The 18,748-nt window shown below is 45.1% G+C and carries 23 protein-coding genes and 1 pseudogene; 4 read left to right on the forward strand and 20 right to left on the reverse strand.

The genetic code is table 11. The features are described 5' to 3' along the window. Window positions 1-950: 950 nt before the first annotated feature. From ACFSVM_RS24695 to ACFSVM_RS24755, 13 genes and pseudogenes are all read right to left on the reverse strand, one after another. Entirely contained in the window at window positions 951-1,298 is a 348-nt protein-coding gene (locus ACFSVM_RS24695; protein ID WP_128630790.1) for a hypothetical protein, read from the reverse strand. A gap of 105 nt (window positions 1,299-1,403) precedes the next feature. Beyond that, window positions 1,404-1,841: an Hsp20/alpha crystallin family protein gene (locus ACFSVM_RS24700; protein WP_005836070.1), complete on the reverse strand. Its 438-nt coding sequence runs from the start codon at window positions 1,839-1,841 to the stop codon at window positions 1,404-1,406. A 175-nt stretch (window positions 1,842-2,016) separates the two neighbouring features. Further along, entirely contained in the window at window positions 2,017-2,769 is a 753-nt protein-coding gene (locus ACFSVM_RS24705) for a sensor histidine kinase (protein WP_379265137.1), read from the reverse strand. Between the two features lie 156 nt (window positions 2,770-2,925). Continuing rightward, window positions 2,926-3,060: a hypothetical protein gene (locus tag ACFSVM_RS24710; RefSeq protein ID WP_379265139.1), complete on the reverse strand. Its 135-nt coding sequence runs from the start codon at window positions 3,058-3,060 to the stop codon at window positions 2,926-2,928. A 112-nt stretch (window positions 3,061-3,172) separates the two neighbouring features. Continuing rightward, the gene (locus ACFSVM_RS24715) at window positions 3,173-3,841 is read right to left on the reverse strand and encodes an ATP-binding protein (protein ID WP_379265141.1); all 669 of its coding nucleotides are present in this window, start codon (window positions 3,839-3,841) and stop codon (window positions 3,173-3,175) included. A 22-nt stretch (window positions 3,842-3,863) separates the two neighbouring features. Then, window positions 3,864-4,475, reverse strand: a complete 612-nt coding sequence (locus ACFSVM_RS24720; protein ID WP_379265143.1) for a PAS domain-containing protein — start codon at window positions 4,473-4,475, stop codon at window positions 3,864-3,866. A gap of 15 nt (window positions 4,476-4,490) precedes the next feature. Beyond that, window positions 4,491-5,048 (reverse strand): PAS domain S-box protein, encoded by a 558-nt coding sequence (locus ACFSVM_RS24725; RefSeq protein ID WP_379265145.1) that lies wholly within the window; start codon window positions 5,046-5,048, stop codon window positions 4,491-4,493. Between the two features lie 325 nt (window positions 5,049-5,373). Further along, window positions 5,374-6,300 carry a dipicolinate synthase subunit DpsA gene (dpsA, locus tag ACFSVM_RS24730; RefSeq protein ID WP_379265147.1) on the reverse strand — a complete coding sequence of 309 codons (927 nt, stop codon included), beginning with the start codon at window positions 6,298-6,300 and terminating at the stop codon, window positions 5,374-5,376. Window positions 6,301-6,336: 36 nt separating this feature from the next. Continuing rightward, on the reverse strand, window positions 6,337-6,657 hold the full coding sequence (locus ACFSVM_RS24735) for a YunC family protein (protein WP_005832069.1): 321 nt from the start codon (window positions 6,655-6,657) through the stop codon (window positions 6,337-6,339). Between the two features lie 91 nt (window positions 6,658-6,748). Then, window positions 6,749-8,266, reverse strand: coding sequence for a phospholipase D-like domain-containing protein (locus tag ACFSVM_RS24740; RefSeq protein WP_028406247.1), 1,518 nt, complete (start codon window positions 8,264-8,266; stop codon window positions 6,749-6,751). Window positions 8,267-8,337: 71 nt separating this feature from the next. Continuing rightward, a pseudogene (locus ACFSVM_RS24745) lies at window positions 8,338-8,543 on the reverse strand (DUF1657 domain-containing protein). Between the two features lie 47 nt (window positions 8,544-8,590). Then, entirely contained in the window at window positions 8,591-9,196 is a 606-nt protein-coding gene (locus tag ACFSVM_RS24750) for a CBO0543 family protein (RefSeq protein WP_379265149.1), read from the reverse strand. 145 nt (window positions 9,197-9,341) lie between these two features. Next, on the reverse strand, window positions 9,342-9,701 hold the full coding sequence (locus ACFSVM_RS24755) for a hypothetical protein (protein WP_379265151.1): 360 nt from the start codon (window positions 9,699-9,701) through the stop codon (window positions 9,342-9,344). A gap of 901 nt (window positions 9,702-10,602) precedes the next feature. Here ACFSVM_RS24755 and ACFSVM_RS24760 point away from each other — a divergent pair. Both ACFSVM_RS24760 and ACFSVM_RS24765 read left to right on the forward strand, forming a co-directional pair. Further along, window positions 10,603-11,031: a cell wall hydrolase gene (locus ACFSVM_RS24760; protein WP_379265153.1), complete on the forward strand. Its 429-nt coding sequence runs from the start codon at window positions 10,603-10,605 to the stop codon at window positions 11,029-11,031. A gap of 1,001 nt (window positions 11,032-12,032) precedes the next feature. Then, window positions 12,033-12,266, forward strand: coding sequence for a hypothetical protein (locus ACFSVM_RS24765; protein WP_379265155.1), 234 nt, complete (start codon window positions 12,033-12,035; stop codon window positions 12,264-12,266). A gap of 142 nt (window positions 12,267-12,408) precedes the next feature. On the opposite strand, the gene ACFSVM_RS24770 is transcribed toward ACFSVM_RS24765, so the two are convergent. The 5 genes from ACFSVM_RS24770 to ACFSVM_RS24790 are packed head-to-tail and all read right to left on the reverse strand — an operon-like array spanning window position 12,409 to window position 15,694. After that, on the reverse strand, window positions 12,409-12,885 hold the full coding sequence (locus ACFSVM_RS24770; RefSeq protein WP_144873617.1) for a YhcN/YlaJ family sporulation lipoprotein: 477 nt from the start codon (window positions 12,883-12,885) through the stop codon (window positions 12,409-12,411). Window positions 12,886-12,941: 56 nt separating this feature from the next. Continuing rightward, window positions 12,942-13,292 (reverse strand): stage V sporulation protein AE, encoded by a 351-nt coding sequence (gene spoVAE / locus ACFSVM_RS24775; protein WP_005832063.1) that lies wholly within the window; start codon window positions 13,290-13,292, stop codon window positions 12,942-12,944. After that, window positions 13,289-14,308 carry a stage V sporulation protein AD gene (spoVAD, locus tag ACFSVM_RS24780; RefSeq protein WP_127510464.1) on the reverse strand — a complete coding sequence of 340 codons (1,020 nt, stop codon included), beginning with the start codon at window positions 14,306-14,308 and terminating at the stop codon, window positions 13,289-13,291. The genes spoVAE and spoVAD overlap by 4 nt, the downstream gene beginning before the upstream one ends. A gap of 1 nt (window position 14,309) precedes the next feature. After that, entirely contained in the window at window positions 14,310-14,789 is a 480-nt protein-coding gene (gene spoVAC / locus ACFSVM_RS24785; RefSeq protein WP_005832062.1) for a stage V sporulation protein AC, read from the reverse strand. Between the two features lie 44 nt (window positions 14,790-14,833). After that, window positions 14,834-15,694 (reverse strand): DUF421 domain-containing protein, encoded by an 861-nt coding sequence (locus ACFSVM_RS24790; protein WP_379265159.1) that lies wholly within the window; start codon window positions 15,692-15,694, stop codon window positions 14,834-14,836. A 208-nt stretch (window positions 15,695-15,902) separates the two neighbouring features. Between ACFSVM_RS24790 and ACFSVM_RS24795 the strand changes: the two genes are divergently transcribed. Then, window positions 15,903-16,109 (forward strand): DUF1657 domain-containing protein, encoded by a 207-nt coding sequence (locus tag ACFSVM_RS24795; protein ID WP_007781230.1) that lies wholly within the window; start codon window positions 15,903-15,905, stop codon window positions 16,107-16,109. Window positions 16,110-16,252: 143 nt separating this feature from the next. Here ACFSVM_RS24795 and ACFSVM_RS24800 read toward each other — a convergent pair whose 3' ends face one another. Next, the gene (locus ACFSVM_RS24800) at window positions 16,253-17,296 is read right to left on the reverse strand and encodes a YkvI family membrane protein (RefSeq protein ID WP_028407029.1); all 1,044 of its coding nucleotides are present in this window, start codon (window positions 17,294-17,296) and stop codon (window positions 16,253-16,255) included. Window positions 17,297-17,645: 349 nt separating this feature from the next. Next, window positions 17,646-17,873 carry a CBO0543 family protein gene (locus ACFSVM_RS24805; RefSeq protein ID WP_379265162.1) on the reverse strand — a complete coding sequence of 76 codons (228 nt, stop codon included), beginning with the start codon at window positions 17,871-17,873 and terminating at the stop codon, window positions 17,646-17,648. Between ACFSVM_RS24805 and ACFSVM_RS24810 the strand changes: the two genes are divergently transcribed. Beyond that, a complete protein-coding gene (locus tag ACFSVM_RS24810) occupies window positions 17,830-18,153 on the forward strand; it encodes a hypothetical protein (protein WP_379265248.1) in 324 nt (107 codons plus the stop codon). The two genes, ACFSVM_RS24805 and ACFSVM_RS24810, sit on opposite strands and share 44 nt — an antisense overlap. Window positions 18,154-18,748: the final 595 nt, after the last annotated feature.

Here is an 18,748-nt window from a genome sequence, read left to right on the forward strand (position 1 = left end):
TTAAACGTTCCCAGACGAAAGATGTATATGTAATTTTTGTACTAAGCCCTCGTTGTCCTGTTATTTTTCATACTATACGCTAACTTTCCGTAGACGGTTTCCTGTTTTTCATCCTCTCCTTCAGCGATACTTTAATGCGATAAAAGCTGTCGGCGCCAGCGCCTTGGTAGCCTGTACGAGAAGTGATACAGCGACTCTAATGGTATCCTTCGCATATGCGGGTGGCGGCATCGGTTAGTTCGTCGTCGGTATGAGCGGCCGACAGAGAAAAGTGGACTGCGCGCCGTCCCGGCGGGCAAGCCGGTTATCAATCATACCACGCCCTGGCCAAAGAAGGCTTTGAACACGTCGCAAAAAATACGAATTAGCCGCGAGATGAAGGACGAAGTGTACAATCTGCTTTTTCCTAGCACCAAAATCCCTAATCAGATAGGCGAAAAAAATCCCCCGCCTATGAAGGCAGGATCCTCATTCAATTTACTCTGGACATTTGGAAAAATTCGCTGAACCATATCGCTAAATTCTTCGAAAAATCCGCTAAACGGGTCTTCCTTGCTCAACATCCCTCACGTATCGGTTCACGTGTTCCACAAAATCGGGGTTCGTGGTACATACACATTTTTAATGGTCAGATCCTCGCCTCTTGCTGGGCAATTCGGCATGGTTCAACAATTCAAGTTTCACGGGAGTGAAATTCCTTTTTGCAACCAGAAAAGCGATGGACAAATGTCCGCCGCTAAAAGCTTACCCTGTTTTCTTTGCAAATAGTCGCAAATGCCGCGCAAGAGGCAGCATGCCGAACGTGACTTGCACCTCTGCCTCGCCCAGCGCCTTCAGCATCCCGGGCAAACCAGCGCGCCTTGGCTTGGATGGTTTTGGGGTATACGCATCGTCAAGTGAAAAAACGACCGCCTTCTTTTTAAAGAATACGATCGTTTTCACTTGCTGTTTTATTGATATTGCCGTGGCTGCAAATTCTGATTCTGCCAGCTCTGAGCCGTTGGCCAGCCCGCACTCTGCAAGCCGGGTTGTTGTTGCGCTGTTTGTTGAAGCTGAGAACAAATTTGCATCGCCTGCTGCATCTGCTGTATGGCAGTTTGATGTCCTTGCAGAACAAATTGAATGGTTTGAACCGCTTGACGTTCTTTCTGGGCCAGCTGATCCAGTTGGGCGGCGTTTTGCTGCTCCTGTTGCAACATTTGCTGATACATGTTGCTCGATTGCTGCGTTTGCTGGATCAACTGTTGAATAATCTGCGCGCATTGGCTTGCTTGCTGTGAAAGGTTTTGTTGATACACGATCATTGACCTCCTTCAATATGGTAGGACTTCGTCCCCCAAAGGTTATTTTGTGCAAGCGCCCATTTTTCATGTAACGCCTATATTGTGATCTCACACTTCATTTTAATGAAACTGCACATCAATTTGCCGTTGGGTATCGGCTTTTAATTTCGGCATTCGAACTTCAAGGACACCGCTGCGATACGTTGCTGTCGTTCCTTCCGTTTGAACGCGTGATGGCAAAGACACCGACCGTTGGAATCGTCCGACAAACCGTTCTTTGCGGTGTATTTGTTCCTGTTTCACTTCATTCGCTTGCTTTATGGTCCCACTAATTGTAAGCATGTTTTCATCCACATCGATATGAAGGTCTTCTTTTTTATCCAAACCAGGGATTTCACAAGAAGCAATCACTTCATGTTCATTCTCAAATACATCAATACGAGGGGTTGCAAATCCTAGACGCGCGCCGATTTCCGGAAGACCTTCGTTAAAAATTTTTTCCAAATCCCTTCTCCATAGATCGGTATTGCGAAACGAATCCCAAGGAATGAGCGGCATGTAATTTCCTCCATTGTCATCATTTTTTCAAGCTTTATTTTGTACTCTTCGGGAAATATTATTCTTTGCTACCCTGCATTGTTGAATTGAAATATGCTTTTTTGGGTCGCGACTCCCGGCAAGAGCCCCTGAAAAAATTGTTGAGAGTTTGTTTACCGCAATGTTACCGACACATTTAAACTGTTCCCTTAAATGCGGGTAATTGAACAATAACGTTTGTGCCTAGATCAGAGCTATCGATTTTCAAAGAGCCTCCCATTTTTTCGATCATAACTTGACTAAAACTGAGCCCAAATCCAATGGCGTCCTGTTTACTTGTAATAAACGGTAGGATGATTCGGGACTGCAGATCTTCTGGAATTCCTGCTCCTTGATCGCGAACAATGATGTGGATGTGATTATCCGTAATGTTAATTCGGAGCGTTAAGACAGAACCTGGGGGACTTGCATCTAATGCATTGTTAATGATTTCTTGCAGCGCCGCTCGCAGCAACTTGGGGTGTCCAAACACAAAACCGTTTTGCTCCGGAAATTCCAGAGCGAAACGTACTGTTTTCTCCAATGCTTGGACCTGTATATCTGGAATCCATTCTTGCATAAATGAAAGAAGAGAAATAGGAACAAATTTCCATTCGAAAGGTTTTCCAAAGAGCAAAAATCGCTGCAACGCTTTGTCGATCGTCTGAATTTGCTCATCAAGCAGTTTAAAGTATCCGCCCAATTTCTGATGAGGTGGAGATGCCGCGAATTGTAAAACGGAAACATGATCCTTCAAACTTTTTTCCAGAAGTTGAAGCGTCCCTTTGATTACCGTTAAAGGATTTAGAATGATATTGGCTGTGCCCGCCGCCATATGCACAATGGTTTCCCTTCTTTCTTTCTCGCATTGTATTTTCACGTACTGTTGAAAATCTTGGATATCGGCCATCAGAACAAAACATTCCCCTTTTAGCTGCGGGTATACATAGGTGATCATGGATCGTACTTTGCCATCTAACCTCTCTTGCACGAGTACTCCCGAGTAATTCTTTTTATCCTGCAGTACTTGCCCCACGATCGATTGTAATGCCGAGTGTTCAGGGAATTATTCTCCGGAGGTTACTGTGTACCAGGTATTCATGGTTGTATTTAAAAATAAAATTTTGGCTTCTGAATCGACGATAGCCAGTCCAATATCCATTTGATCTGAATTCATGAGGAACTCTACGATTTGCCTCATCACCATTAACTTCCTTCCCGGCCACTTATCGTGTGCAGAACTACAGTAAAAAAGCCAGCTAATTTCTCGTCACGAAGTGGAACCCGATTTCTAAGATTATACCTATAAGCCGTTACAGAGCGATGGGAAAGGATACGGTAAAAGTTGTACCTTCGCCAACCTCGCTTGCAACCTCAATATTCGCATTGTGATACTCTGCAATCTGATAACAAATGGATAGCCCGAGACCTGTCCCTGTCTCTTTCTGTGTAAAAAAAGGTTGTCCGATCTTTTGCAACAATTCTTGCGGAATTCCAACACCATTATCCCTTATGCTTACTTTAACCCATTCATCGCATTGCACTTGTTCGATCCAGACGGTTCCCCCTTCAGGCATCGCTTCAATGGCATTCTTAATCAAATTAATAAATAACTGTTTGATTTTATTTCCATCGCACCGGATCTGACCCGCTATGGATAATTTGTCTGCCTGATGAGCAGATTGCTCGGCTGCATCAAATTCGGTAATATCATGCATGACACAAATGCCGCCCACAATTTTATTTTGAACAATGATCGGCTTCCCATGACAGAGAATGAGGCGATGCTCGCCATTCGACTTTTTAACCACCATTTCTAAATCCCGGAAACTTTCGCCTCGATACGCCCGATAAAGCGGGACGCGTTCCTTGCTCAACAGCGTTTTTCCATCTGTTTGATACAATCCGTATACAGAACTCCAGTGTTCGGGCGAAAGAGGTATCTTTACAAAGTCGTGCAATTGTCTTGCGGCTCTATTCATACTTGTCAATATCCCATTTTCATCACAAATCACAACGCCGACATCCCATTGTTTCTACAATATCACTCATGACACGTTCTTGAGTAGCTAGGACGTCTTCCAGCGTCTTTCGGCTCGTTATATCCCGAAAAACCTTTACTATCTCACGAACATTGCCCGAATCGTACCGCAGCGTGTTGCTTACGACCTCCACCCAAACAGAGGAGCCGTCTCTTCGACGTAATCGTAAAATGTTGCTATAACCGTCTTCATTCATCCACTCTTGCGAGCCCAATTTTTCTATATCGGGAGGATAGAACAGTTCCCAGACAGGTCTTCCTATCAATTCCGTTGCATCATAACCCAGCAATGGTTTGCACGCCGGCGATATGTAGTAGATAATGCCATTGATATTCAGTGTAGCAATCATTTCCCCCGTATGGTCCGCTAACAAACGATATTTTTTCTCGCTATGCTTCAGGGCCTTTTCCATACTGGATTGCAGGGTAATATCCCTTGCGATGCAATGCAGCCCTACGAGTTCATTCTGAATGAAATTCGGGATATGCAATACGCTGAATTTTAATATTTGGCCGTCTTTCGCTTCAATTGAAGTTTCCATTTCAAACGGGGCATTGGTATACGTTTCCGTCACGTGCTCCAGACTTTTCTAAATGATGTCTCCAAGTGTTCTTTCCAATTCGTATAAGTCATAGCCCAATAATTTCGTGCAGGCGCGGTTCACATAGCTGATACTTCCATCCAACATGACGTCGTAAACAAGATCGGAATGATTGTCAGCAAGCATTCTGAATTTATCCGCGTATTCCTCGTTCAATTCAACAAGCCTTTTGCGATACGTGATCTCCTGAATCTGGATCAAGAATATCCTTTCCGGATATTCCTCCACTTCGATGATCGATAGGGTTGTCGTTCCCCATTTGTGTCTGCCGTCAAGACAAATATAACGATTTTCCATTTCGACATAATCGGAATTACCGCCTAACAAGTCATTGATGGATCCGTTATATAATGGAACGTCTTCCGTATAAATGATATCATGTATTCTCATTCGCAGCAGTTCTTGTTCTGTATAGCCCAGCATGTTGCATAGCGAGCGATTGACCATTTCCACTTCCCCGCCGAGCCGAACCATAGCTTTTCCGACAAGTGTATAATGAAATGCGTGGTGGGCGACAGGATGCGAAAGCAAATCTGAAATATCCATTGTGCAAGTAACCTCCGACTGTGCAATAAGCGTATAGTTGCATACGTAACGTTCTTCTGTTAAGAACCTATGTATGTACTCTATTATATAGGTCATTTGTAACAGTTGGAACAAGATTCCGAGACCAACTTAACTTGGAGTCCCCGAACGCTAGCCATGGAAACGGAACCGACTTGTGATCTGCGAAAGAGCCGCTTCACCACGCACTTCATCATCCGAATTCTTACGAAAATAAGACGGAGGCCGGCAAAGTTGCCAGCCTCTATGATCAAGTATACACAAGTAATCACACCTTCAATTGATTCGTTATTCAGTGTTCACGATCTCATATCCCGGAAGGACAGGAAAGTATGTCCATTTGCTCTCGGTTTCGACTCCGTTCGTCCTGGATCAATTGACATAACGTACTCGCCAATATACGTCCAGCCGTTCTTGGCGCGACCAATCCCGGTAAACTTGGTGCCAACAAGGCCTTGATTCCACGTTTTTCGGCAAAACGAAAATCAGTCCCGCCAGGTTTGGAAGCTAGATCAATAATGATTGCGTGATGCGGTATACGAGTTAGCACACGAGATGTAAGGATTAGCGCCGCAACCGTGTTAAAAATAATATCCGCATTTGCGCCTTCTTCGTACAAATCTTTCGTATAAAACGGCTCAATCCCCATCTCCAAGGCACGTGCAAACTGCTCCGGTTTCTGCAAACCTGCTTTGACGCGTGCCCCCAGGCGGTGAAGCATACCGGCTAACGTAAGACCGACTCTCCCCAATCCCAGAACCATACAACGCGAACCATGTATGGTAATATCCGTATGTTGAATGGCCATCATTAAAGCGCCTTCTGCAGTGGGAATTGAATTGTATATGGCAACATCGTCCCTATTGAGCAATTCAATCAGATCGATACCCACTTCCGAGCAAAGGTTCTTCAAGTAGGACTTAGCTATGCCGGAATAAACTTTTGCATGTTTAGGCAAACAGGACATATATTCTTTGTTCAGCATTAGCGTTTCGGTCGAAAATGAAGACTCTATTTTGCCATGGTCATCCGTACCAACAACCGGTAAAATCAATACATCCGCCTTGCTAAGTACTTCCTTCGTAAGCTTTGCGTGCCGGACTTCATGAAGTTGTTCCTTCACATCTTCATAACCGATTAATACAACATTGGCATCCAGGTCAGTAAATGAGCGAATAATTTCAAGATGCCGGGCATCGCCTCCAAGAATAACAACATGCATACCCGTTAACAAACAATCCCCTACTTTCCTTAAAAAATGGCCTGAAAACTAACGGTAATTAACTGCGTCTGTCATCTTTACAAGCGCGTCTGACCCTTTCATTCCGGGATGAATTCCATGTAATTCCGCCTCTAGGGTAACCATATCAAGAGGGGCGTCCAGCAATTGCTCTATCGTTCGTACCCCGACTGCACGTCCTGCGACAATTCGACGTTCTTTTAATTTTTCATTTAACAGCCGAATATCCAGTGCGCCGCACATGATATATCCGTGTTCAGTTGTGATAGCCAGTAGTGTTGTTTTGGGCAGAGTGACCTCAATGCCGATAACCTGATGCCCTTTCACTTCAATCGGTTTGATTATAATCATCTATGATGCAGCTCCTTTTTCTATACTATATATATGCCGGGGGTGATACCTGCACCATAGACGAATGCCTAAATCCAATATTGCTTGTGTATTATAACAAAGGAGACAACAAACGCGCCGCTTGATCAAGCATCCGCTCGGATGAAGGTCGATTCACGTGATCTTCCAAACGATAGGGAGTCGCCTCGGCAAGATCCCGTTCGAATTGTTCCGTTAGTTCCCGAGCCACATCGGAGTGATACATCACTGCGCAGATTTCGTAGTTTAAACGATAGCTCCGGAGATCATAGTTGGAAGAACCGAGTTCGGCAATCTCGCCATCGATAATCATGACTTTCGCGTGCAAGACCCCTTTGTTATACTGAAACACATGGACCCCCGCCTCCACCAGTTCGCCGTAATACGTACGGCTGGCAGCGCCTGCAACTTTAGGAATCACCCGCTGCGGCACCAGTAATCTCACTCGAACCCCACGCGCCGCGGCTGTTTTGATGGCCATCAGGATATCCGCGTCGGGAATAAAATAAGGATTGACGATGTCGATGGATCGGGTCGCCTGGGTTAGACAAATGAAATGCATTTCCCGAATGACCGGAGTAGGCAGCGAGGGATTGCCTTCAAACATCTGGATATACACAGAAGGTGTATCTTCGGGTGAGGAAGCTTTCGCTATACGCGTGCTTTCCGTCGTTCCAAGCTCCGATCCCCACTCCCATCCGAATGCAGATCGCTCTGTTTTGCCAAAAGGAAAAGGATATTCGTTGTTGGGATGCGAACGTTGCACAGATTCAGGGTTGTTTCTTGCCGTTATTGGCGTATGGGGGATGTCCGGTGACGCCAATTTCCAATGGGCTTCAAAAACCGCCTTCGCATCATTCGCTGATTCGCCGGTTATCCGCATATGGGTATCGCGCCAGAATCCGGTATTCGGCTTCATTCCGGTATACTCATCCCCCACGTTGATTCCTCCCATAAATGTCTCCTTTCCGTCAATAATGACGATTTTGCAATGATCGCGGTAAGTCAAGTTGGATAGAATCCAGGGAAATCGCAAAGGGAAAATAGTCCTGCATTCAATGCCCGCCTCCTTCATCCGACGAATTGCATGTTTGGGAAACGACCGGCTTCCCAAGCCATCCCTTATAAAACGAATATTCACACCGGATAAAGCACGGTCAATCAGTGCGTCTGTGATCCGATTTCCAATATGGTCATTCCGATATATGTAATATTCAAGCTCAATCGTTTTTTGTGCGGATTGAATCGATTGCAGGAGTCTGCCGTAAGTTTCCATCCCGTTCGTGAGGATTTGGACAGAACCTGTTCGAAGGCTACTAACCGATAAGGGCTGTAAAGACCGGGCGATAACAGCTGCGGAATGGCCGCACAACGGAGGCAAAACGATCGGATTCTGATGCGATGAAACCAGCTTGTCCCGCCGCATTTGCACCGGATTCGTGACGAAAAGGTAACAAACGAAACCGATCATCGGAAATACCAGTCCGACTGTCATCCATGTCAGCGCCTTGGCGGGGCGGCGCACCTCCCGAACCGCAATAATGAGTAACAATGCTGTATTAACAATCCATAGTCCTGCGATCCATGCCAAGAAAATCAGCCTCCAATTATATAAACGATGAAAAAAGTTGCAGCCATGCCGAGAGACCGGCATGGCTTTTTTTAGAACCCTTTATACTGCGGTTCTTCTTGTTCAATTTGTTGCAACCGCGGAACGACCTGGTCAATGATGTTTGTGTCTGTTGTGCTGCGTTTGTGAATGTGGTTTTGGCCTGCTGGTTTTGTGTATTTAACGCAAACTGTTCAAAGCTGGCCTGCGCGCTTTTCAGCGAAGCTACAGCTGTTTTCAATTGAGAAGCTACCGTCATATCGATCACCTCCTGCAATAGCATCCGTATGTAATATGTCAACCCGTTCAAACGTGTATGAATGGTAACATATGGCGACTGGTTCTTGCCGGTTTAAGGTCCGGACTTACCGCAATCGATGCCTTTTCTGGCAATGCTTGAAGACATAAAATACAGCCCGACATAGATCGGAAATGAATAGATATGCTTCCAGTGAATGGGATGATATAAATCTGCCATTTGTGAGATCGGCTCGGCCACAAAAGCGGAAAACCCCCAAATAGGAGGGCCTTTATCAGCGGGTTTACTTCCGGCTTGTACTGGTTCAAGAACATCACTGTGACGGGAAGAAGTGAAAAATTCCATGGAAAATTAGCCGGCATGAACGGGATGACTTCCCAGTGGTAATGCCAGAGACCCATGGAAATCCCAAGCTGATCCAGCCACGACGACACGATAATTATCGTAAACCCGGATAGTAGAAACTGTCCTGTTGCTCGTTGGTCCCGAATTCCGATCCAAATCAGCCAAGGACATATGGATAAACCTACTCCCAACCACCATTGGCGTGTAAACAGGACGTGATTGCGCCAAATTTCAGTCATGTTGCGGTGTGCTTCAACAATCAATTGATAGGCTTGTTCAATCGCATGATGAATCTGGTTTTCGTCCACCGATGTCACCCCTTTCCGTTTATGTGGGGACCTGCCATTATGCAATCTGTTGATAAGACGATGTACCCGCGATACAGCATCCTGCACGGATTATTTTATATCCGCCAAGGCCAGATGTTTGGACGATGACGGATATGTGCCTGCTTCATCTGCGCGAGTTTCCATATAGAATATTTGACGTTACAAATACGCCGACCGGCGGCAGCGAAGTTGAAGACGGTTGGGGCGGGACATAGCCGCTATACTCCGGCAAGTTGATATCAGTTGTCGCTACCCAGGTTCCATATTCGCCCGCCTGTAAAGAGGGGGGGAGCATTCGAAGGCGTCCGGTGAGGACCAAATGCCGAAGTTGAATCTGGACATCGTCATAGATGGTTAAATGACCGGAATAGGCAGCGTAGGGGGAATGAAACACGATCTGCTGCGCGCTTTCATTCCAGCTTCCTTCAATCGGAATCGGCGTTCCGCGAAATTGGATAGTGCCTTGAACTCGTTGGTCCGGCAAAACGCGCATCACAAGCTTGCCCCATACAACCGGCCTGCCGGCGACGGATGCATAAACTCCCCAAATGGAAAAGGGGGGTAATACCTTTGATATGGATTGCGAGGCATCGGCCACGACTCATCACTCCTCTTATTCGGTTACGCCATTATATGCGTCCACGGTAAAAATGCCCGTCACGGGGCTTGGATTCCTTTACAGATAACCGAACATGATCAAGTAAAAGAAGATCGACAATACCGTCACCGGGATGCTCCAAACCGGCTTTGTATGATGAAAACGAAGCATGAGAAACATGTGTACGTCAAAAAAAAAGCGACCACCAGCAATTCCAGCCGCGGGAGTAGGTAATATAACCGAGGCGATATCCGACCCATTCAACACCGATATAAATCAGCACCCACTTTGCAATGTGAACCGCAGCCTTCCATTCGACTTCCGGAAAACGGGTGAGGTAGAGAAAAGCAGTTAAAGGATATATGCAAAAGGTGTGAAGCATAACAACGCTGGTATAGTTGAATACTGGATCGGGTTCCAAACGCCACAAATAAAATTTTTCATGCGAGAAGAATTCGTAAAGCAATTGAAAACAAGCTAGGTATACCATCGTTGGATAGCACTGGGAAAACTGTATCCACCGACCCCACCGCCACGCCGCGAATACCGTCCATAACGCAATGGCTAAATGAATACTCACAACTCACCTTCAGATGTTATTTATCATGTGCTGGCGCAGTTACATGTAGGCGGTTTTAAGTTATCCAAAAAAAGAGTAGTTAATTCAGGCAATTAACAATCCGTAAGGTGAAACTTGCGAGATTGTGCGTCGGATAGCGGTATGAATATTAAGCAAGCACTAAATAGAACAATGGGAATATATTGAATACTAAAATGAGGTGATACAATGGCCGTTGTCAAAGCCAGGGCAAGTGATATAGATCTGTTGGCAAGATTGCTTCGAGCCGAAGCGGAAGGGGAAGGCGAACAAGGAATGCTGCTCGTCGGGGCTGTAGGAATTAATCGGATTCGGGCAAACTGCTCCGATTTTAAAGGCATTCGTACGATTCCGCAAATGGTATTTCAGCCGCATGCGTTTGAAGCAACCATACACGGTTACTTTTATCAAAAGGCAAGGGACAAAGATAGACGCCTTGCACGAAAGTCAATTAACGGTGAGCGACCATGGCCTGCTAAATTCTCTTTGTGGTATTTCAAACCCCCCGCAAATTGCCCTTCGACATGGTACAATCAGCCTTTTGTCGGAAGATACAAAAGCCACTGCTTTTACGAACCGACAGGTGTAGAATGCGAAAATATTTACAATACTTTTTAAACATATAAGACGCAGGCCTAATCCGGTCAGCGTCTTATATGTATTAAGCGCAATAAACTACTACAGTTTGATGATCTCTTCACTTTCTTTAACGTACAATGAAAATTCCATTCTAATCTAACCGGTTGCATTCAACGGATTTTGGGATTTTTTCCAACCTGGCAGCAATCATGAATGTTCCTCAAACATTGATTCTCCCAGGCGTTGCAGAAGTCCTCATACACTTTCTCTACGCCGTCGTCGGATATCATGTGTCTGGCCAGAAAGTCGTACCAGAACTGATCGAAGGACAGGGGCATCCGGGTTCCATATTGGGAACAAAGGGTTATATAACGGTCCCAGATTTTGATTCGGAATGCTGCCAATTCATCACATCGCTCTATATGCAGGAGGAAGAAATGCGAAGAGGACCCCGAAACCGAAGTACTTTTCGCCATGCGATTTATTACTTTAATTGCGGGCTATCGAGTAGCCCTAGTCTGTCCGCGTCGTCGGGAAGTATCTCTGCATAACCGTTTGGAGTAATACTTTGCAGGTATGGGGATCTTCCAGTTTTGGTTCGTGTATGCCAATGCCAGTACCAACCGGCCAATCAGTTCTTTATTGACCAGCCAACACAACTCATTGTACTTCTCCAAGGCATTGAGGAAATTACTGAGTTGATGGAGCAGGGAGAATCGGCGTCTTTTTGAACATTTACACGAATCCGATGATGTCCCAAAGTTGATCCTTCGGTAGGCGTAAAATCCGATTTTGGTATCTTGATTTCTTACCGTATACCAGAGGAGTGTTTTGAGGAATGGAAGAGGGTGTCCAAAGGCAGGCCAGCCGATATGTCCGGCATCACCTACGAGAAGTTTCTGATCCGATCGGAAGATCTTCTTCGCTTACATTCCACAGTTCGGCCATTTCCTTGATATGCTTTGGACCAAAAGGGTAAGATCGATGGTTCACCAACCGAAGCGCCGACCGTCTACTGACTCCGATGATGTATAAAGGATATGAATATCGGAATAATATCAGTTACATATTCTGAAAATGGCAAATGGAAAGGAGAAAATATGGAAAAAAGCGAACTTAAATCACAATTTAAACACCGAATCAAAACGGCAAGTAATAAATCTCCAATAGTATTGGATGGCAAGGCAAGTAAAAAAGTTCCAAACGAGCCGAGTGTCATGGAGAGAACCAAAGAGGCGCTGGAGAATATCGGAACACAAATAAACAGCATCTGACACGTATTGAACAAAACGATATGCTTGGGTGGCTTTCGCTCATGCTCGAAAGAACGACAAAAATAAAAACGGTCGGTTAGGATGAACCCCTGACCGACCCTAATTTTATACAGGTTTCCAAGCATATGTGACATAGATGAGCCTATCGTGCATTCGGAAATATTCGTTGCACGAGTTCATTGAATTCTTCAAGGAAACCTGTGATCGGCCTTCCTTGTTGCACATCAACGACATACGCATTGATTCGTTCAACGAAATTCGGATTGGTAGAAACATATACGTTTTGGATACTCGGCTCAGTTTCCTTCACTTTGAACGCGATTTGATCTTCTATCTCCCTGCTTAACTGGTTTTGACCGCCATCTAATACCGCTGCAACATACGCGTTTTTTTGTGTAACCAGCACGTTGGCCTGCTTAACCCCAGGGATCGACACGATTTTTAGCGCTGCCTGATCCGCCACTTCAATACGGTCATTTCCCTTCTTTAACTCTACCTGCTGCTCTACTCGGGTGCCTTGTTGCCTCATCTCATTATGATCGGTGCAACCCGTCAAAACAATCAGAAGCATTCCAAGCGTCAGGCCCATAACCATCTTTACGTTCCCTTTGTTTGCCATTGTAACTTTCTCCTTGTCAAAGTATTCTCTTTCCACATTCTTGCGGAGGCCCCGTATTATCCTTTGGGCTTTACGAACAATGCAGCGAGAAACGAAAAAATAATCGCTGCGGATATTCCGGCACTGGTCACTTCGAAAATTCCGGTGATGATCCCAATCCAGCCATTGCTCTTTAGTTCTTGAAGCGCACCATGGACAAGCGCGTTACCAAAGCTTGTAATCGGGACCGATGCTCCTGCCCCGGCAAATTCAATCAGCGGATCATACCATCCAATTCCGTCGACAATCGCGCCCAATACAACAAGCAGGGTCATGGTGTGGGCCGGTGTAAGTTTCAAGACATCAAAACAAAATTGTCCGAAAACACAGATTGCACCTCCCACCAAAAAAGCCCAAAGAAAAATCATAATATCTCCCTTCCTGCCTCTATGGATACGGCATGAGCGATACAAGGAATGCTTTCCCCTTGTTGAAATGAAATCGGGGATAGCAGCGCCCCCGTAGCGACAACGAGGATTCGTTTCAGTTCACCTCTTCGCATCCGATTTAGCAAATGTCCATAGGTAACAACTGCCGAACAACCGCAGCCGCTTGCTCCGGCTTGAACCATTTGGGTTTCATAATCGTAAATCATCATCCCGCAATCGGAATATTCGGTTTGTTCGATGGGAAAGTTATGTTTCTTAAACAATTTACAGGCGATTTCATATCCGACTTTCGCAAGATCGCCGGTAACGATCAAATCGTAATAACCCGGTTCAATTCCCAAATCTCGAACATGCGCCTCAATGGTGTCTACCGCTGCAGGAGCCATCGCTGCGCCCATATTAAACGGATCTTTAATGCCCATATCGATAACCCGGCCAATGGTGGCAGATGTAACAACCGGTCCGTCACCTTCCATGGATACGATGGCAGCACCGGCCCCGGTTACCGTATATTGGGCGGTTGGCGGTTTTTGCGAACCGTACTCGGTCGGATATCGGAACTGTTTCTCCGCACTGGAATCATGGCTGCATGTCCCCGCCAACACAAATTTCGCCGAACCGGAATTTACAAGGTTAGCTGCTAATGCCAGACTTTCCATCGAGGTTGAACAAGCCCCAAACACACCGATGTAAGGGATCGATAATGTTCGCGCGGCAAAACTGCTGCTAATGATTTGATTCATCAAATCCCCGCCTATGTAAAACTGTACTTGTTCCTTTGTCAACCCCGCATTTTCAATAGCCAGTTTTGCCGCTTCTTCAATCAATACCTTTTCTGCTTTCTCCCAGCTCTTTTGTCCCATCATGGATTCTCCATGGACAATGTCAAAATCTTTGGCCAGCGGGCCTCTTCCTTCAAATGGACCCACTACCGTTGCTGTTGATCGGATGAACGGCTTGTTCTCAAATAGCCAACTCTGGTGTCCCTTTAACATATTAAGAGCCTCCCCCGCCTTTGATCAGCAAATGTACAATTCCTACCGCAAAGGCGGCGACTGTACCAAATACAATAACCGGTCCAGCCAGTTTAAACATTTTACCGCCAACACCGAGCACCATACCTTCACTCTGATGTTCAATCGCAGCGGATGCCATCGAATTCGCAAATCCCGTCACAGGCACTGCGGAACCCGCACCGGCCCATTGGGCAAACTTATCGTACACCCCCATGCTGGTCAGAATGACAGAAAGGAGTATCATAACCGCCACGGTAGGGTCTCCAGCTTTTTTCTCATCAAAGCCGCCCCAATGCACAAACATTTCCTGGATGGCTTGTCCAACCAAACAAATGGCCCCGCCGGCTATAAACGCACGAATGAAGTTTTTGAGTATGGGCCTCGGAGGTTCGACGCTTTGCGCCAATTCTTTATATTCCTGTTGTACCCGCGTTAAATTTTTCTTTATATTATTTGCCATGAACATCCTCCTCGATTTTCAGCTGACGTATAATTGGCGAATTGTTAACGAATCAGCAATGGTTTAACTTCATCAATAATCTTTTCTAACGCTTTTGAACATTGCTCGTACATCTGCTTTGTATTTTGTTCTTTGGTAGATAAGCCAAACATTTCGAGATCCGCTTCACACTTTTTCAATGTTGCAAGCAACGCGGCTTTCTTCTGAGGTTTCGGTACTTTGATCTGATCATCAAATAAATCAACGTATAGCTGGCCATAGGAATCCACCTGTCCAAGATATACGTTATCAATCGAAACACCTAATTTCTCCAGTTCCGTATCCAGCCATTGCCTGTTTAGACCTATCGTGGCAAGCGGCTCGTCCATTATTTTTCCATCCATAATGACCGTTTGAGGCTCTTGTTCCGGCCCGACATTTACTCCAAGGTGTTTAGGCGTTAACGGTTGGTTTTCCTTGGTTAAAAGAACGCTAATGTCACCGCTCGGCTCCATGACTGCGAATTCAACATCGGCAGCTTTGAACACATTTTTTTTTCGAAGCTGTTCCATAAGTTCATCCGAGGTAATCTTTTCTTTTTTCAGGTTATCCTCCATGATCTTGCCGTCCTTAATGAGCACTGTTGCTTTGCCGTCGAATAGGTCTCTTGCCGTTTTGCTTTTCAGCTGTAAAAATTCAATCCCTAAAGAAACAACGGTCCAAACAGTCATCGAAACCAAGCCCAGATACCAAGTGGACTCCAGATCCAACGAAACGTAAGCTGCAAGGCTGCCGATCGTGATTCCGGTGATATACTCAAACAATGACAGCTGTGATACCTGCCGTTTCCCCAATATCTTCGTTAGGACAAAAAGAACCCCCATAGCCAATAACGTTCGCAAAGCGATTTCTAGCCAATCCGGCATAATATCACCATTCCTTTCCAATCACATTAATCGACAAAGGTAAATATGTCCCTATTCCATTATTTTTATGCATTTCCATCTGAAAATTTTTCTAACGTATGCTTTTGTTGCGAGACGGAAATATTAATTTCGGTATTGGGAGAATGTAAGCATCTATTCCCATTACCCGTGAAACATTATCCTATCCTAAGGTAAAGGAGGTGACACCGTGACAGTTGCTTCTCAAGTGAAAACGTGCGTAGCATCTTTAAAAAGTGCTCAGGCGAGTCTGGAACAATTTGCTTTGGAAACACAAAATCAAGAAGCAAAATCGCTCTTTACGAATGCGGCCCAACAAACCCAACAAATCGTGCAGCAAGTAGAAAGCCGCGTACAACAGTTGGAAAATGAAGAGCCTCAATATAAGGGGTTTTAAGAAAAACAGACAAACCATGAATATTGAGGACATGGCTTGTCTGTTTTCATCGGTGAACAGATTAGAAAAGAGATCAAACCCTACAAGTTGAGTAGGGTTTGATCTCTTTTCGCCACTATTCTTTTGTTTAGACAGCTAACCTTCTAGTCCCTGGGCAGCCGTTGAACCGCTAAAAAAACGAGAAGTATCACACCCATATATCCAAACAGCGGATAAAGATAAGTAAGTAAGGAGGTGAAACCGGCTTGACTAATCAAAAAACTAGCAAGTAATATGCCGAGAACTAACCAACTTTTAGGAAGGTGATATAGACTTTGGATTTGACGAGAAATTCCGAAGACATTGCCTATCAATGTGGTGAATATTTCTCCATAGATTACGAGCAAAAACAATACATGAAAAAACTGCCCGAAATCTCGAATAATCTCGGCCATCGGAATATCGTATTGAAGAATCTCGGGCATCTTTGAGCTCATTGCAAAATGGCTGACAAGAAGCATAAAACCAAGACCAATGCCTCCCCAAAACCCTCCCCATTTTAATGCGCTTTCGTCATCCACCTCACTCCCTAGAGGAACCATAACGGCTAAAATAAAAGCAAAATTCAATCCTGCATACACAAACGGACTCACGAACCACTTCAAATTGTACAGTTGTTGGTTCTGCCAACCGACTATATCAAAAATATTGTCTATTCTGACAACCTTTACGACAAGGAGAATAGTGAAAAAAAGCATCATGGGAACGACTAACGAGTTTACGAACATAATTCCGCTGATTTCCTTCGTCATCACCAGATAACACAAAATGATGCTGATGATAATACCCAGTTGATAGGGTAGACGGAGTTGTTCTTCGAAAATGGTACCGGTACCTGAAAGCATCACGGCCGTTACCCCAAATAGAATAATAAAAGTCAAGGCATTTGCGACTTTGCCGAAACTCTTGCCAAACAGATAAACATTAAACTCCTGATATGAAAATGCTTTGATCTGGTGAGCTAGAATCATCATTTTAGTGCCGATCCATACAAAAAGAAAGGTGCTGCATAAAATGCCTAATACCCCATAGGCTCCGTATACCGTGAAAAACTGCATAATCGACTGTCCTGAGGCAAATCCGGCTCCCACCACGGTTCCCGTATATGTCGCGGCGATTTGTATTATCATATTTGTTTTTTTCTTCATATTTCACCCATGTCCTGGTAGAGAATAGAATCATTAAATTCTATGCTTAAAAAAATTGCTTATTCCAAAAGGAACTCGTTGTCAGCCGTTATGACGAGAAACGATAGTGGTCCGGTAGATCATCAATTAACAAACTTGAGTCTTTAACAATGACATGGTAAATATGCAGCTCATGAATCTGGGCATGATTTTTGGAATCGGTAAACTTATGGTTTTGGCCTTTATTTATCTACCGAGGATGAATCTGTGCAATCAACGCCCCGCTTGGCGATGCTCGAAGCCAGCAGATATAGCCCGACATAGATCGGAAATGAATAGATATTGCTTCCAGTGAATGGAATGATATAAATCAGCCATTTGTGAGATCGGCTCGGCCACAAAAGCGGAAAAACCCCCAAATAGGAGAGCCTTTATCAGCGGGTTCCGGCTTGTACTGGTTTAAGAACATCACCGTGACGGGAAGAAGTGAAAAATTCCTTGGAAAATTGGCCGACATGAACGGTAGGACTTCCCTGTGATAATGCCAGAGTCCCATGGCAATCCCAAGCTGGTTCGGCCATGATGACACGATAATCATCGTAAACCCGGATAGTAGAAACTGTCCCGTAGCCCTCTTATCCCGAAATCCGATTCAAAATAGCCAGGAGTTCGAATCGATCGAAGAGCTTGCTGAGATGTCTGTCCAACGTCTTGTCGACTTCTTGGTGCAGCACGGCAGGAACCGTTTCGAAAATCCTGAAGCGGTCGCCAAGCCTTGCAGAAAGCCGCTCGCTCTTCGTATCGATTGCCCCAAGCGATGGCGGACTCTTTCAATCTCGCTATGGCTTCGAGTATCCCGTTCCTGCAGGCCAACATAATGAGGACGCATCCTTTTCGATTCCTGTGAATACGGTCATTATATTCAGCAACTTCTGAACAGGCAATCCCGCCAGAAGTTGGACGTTACCTTTCAGCGGAAACACAATACTGTCCACAAAGCAATGGCTAAATGGAAACTCATCCCTCTCCTTGACATTTGTTGGCGTTTTTCAATTATAGCGGTTGATTCTTAATGCAGACAGGTTTTGAACAAAATTGTTTCAGTCCATCCCAGTTGCCCCAGATGCAATTTTTGCATCGATTCGGTTGTCTTGGGGCAGAAGTAGTCCGGTTTTCAACGCTTGTACTGGATGTTGGTGACATGCAGGTATCCACCTTTCCAAATTTATGCAAACAGCATTTAAGTTGTCCAGAAACGAATTATCCTATTCCGCCAAGCAGCAATCCGCATCGTGAAAGTTCCACTTTGATCCAATCTACTCCAGCCCCCGCATACAAATATCAAAGACCGGATCTGTCCATATTGGACAACAGCCGGGCTTTGGTCCTATTTCGCAGGATAAGTTGTCTTCGAAAATTATACTTTGAATTTTCCAACTAACGCGCGAAGCGAGCAAAGCAATCACTTTCTCT

The organism is Paenibacillus shunpengii, assembly GCF_042684905.1.
GTDB lineage: Bacteria > Bacillota > Bacilli > Paenibacillales > Paenibacillaceae > Paenibacillus > Paenibacillus shunpengii.

What these genes read in the sequence shown, in the direction of transcription:
- ACFSVM_RS24700 (WP_005836070.1), bottom strand. Translation starts at nt 1,841, where the DNA reads ATGCCGCTCATTCCTTGGGATTCGTTTCGCAATACCGATCTATGGAGA.
- ACFSVM_RS24705 (WP_379265137.1), bottom strand. Translation starts at nt 2,769, where the DNA reads ATGGCCGATATCCAAGATTTTCAACAGTACGTGAAAATACAATGCGAG.
- ACFSVM_RS24710 (WP_379265139.1), bottom strand. Translation starts at nt 3,060, where the DNA reads ATGAGGCAAATCGTAGAGTTCCTCATGAATTCAGATCAAATGGATATT.
- ACFSVM_RS24715 (WP_379265141.1), bottom strand. Translation starts at nt 3,841, where the DNA reads ATGAATAGAGCCGCAAGACAATTGCACGACTTTGTAAAGATACCTCTT.
- ACFSVM_RS24725 (WP_379265145.1), bottom strand. Translation starts at nt 5,048, where the DNA reads ATGGATATTTCAGATTTGCTTTCGCATCCTGTCGCCCACCACGCATTT.
- ACFSVM_RS24735 (WP_005832069.1), bottom strand. Translation starts at nt 6,657, where the DNA reads ATGATTATAATCAAACCGATTGAAGTGAAAGGGCATCAGGTTATCGGC.
- ACFSVM_RS24760 (WP_379265153.1), top strand. Translation starts at nt 10,603, where the DNA reads ATGGCCGTTGTCAAAGCCAGGGCAAGTGATATAGATCTGTTGGCAAGA.
- ACFSVM_RS24765 (WP_379265155.1), top strand. Translation starts at nt 12,033, where the DNA reads ATGAATATCGGAATAATATCAGTTACATATTCTGAAAATGGCAAATGG.
- ACFSVM_RS24770 (WP_144873617.1), bottom strand. Translation starts at nt 12,885, where the DNA reads ATGGCAAACAAAGGGAACGTAAAGATGGTTATGGGCCTGACGCTTGGA.
- spoVAE (WP_005832063.1), bottom strand. Translation starts at nt 13,292, where the DNA reads ATGATTTTTCTTTGGGCTTTTTTGGTGGGAGGTGCAATCTGTGTTTTC.
- spoVAD (WP_127510464.1), bottom strand. Translation starts at nt 14,308, where the DNA reads ATGTTAAAGGGACACCAGAGTTGGCTATTTGAGAACAAGCCGTTCATC.
- spoVAC (WP_005832062.1), bottom strand. Translation starts at nt 14,789, where the DNA reads ATGGCAAATAATATAAAGAAAAATTTAACGCGGGTACAACAGGAATAT.
- ACFSVM_RS24790 (WP_379265159.1), bottom strand. Translation starts at nt 15,694, where the DNA reads ATGCCGGATTGGCTAGAAATCGCTTTGCGAACGTTATTGGCTATGGGG.
- ACFSVM_RS24800 (WP_028407029.1), bottom strand. Translation starts at nt 17,296, where the DNA reads ATGAAGAAAAAAACAAATATGATAATACAAATCGCCGCGACATATACG.
- ACFSVM_RS24810 (WP_379265248.1), top strand. Translation starts at nt 17,830, where the DNA reads ATGGCAATCCCAAGCTGGTTCGGCCATGATGACACGATAATCATCGTA.
- ACFSVM_RS24805 (WP_379265162.1), bottom strand. Translation starts at nt 17,873, where the DNA reads ATGATTATCGTGTCATCATGGCCGAACCAGCTTGGGATTGCCATGGGA.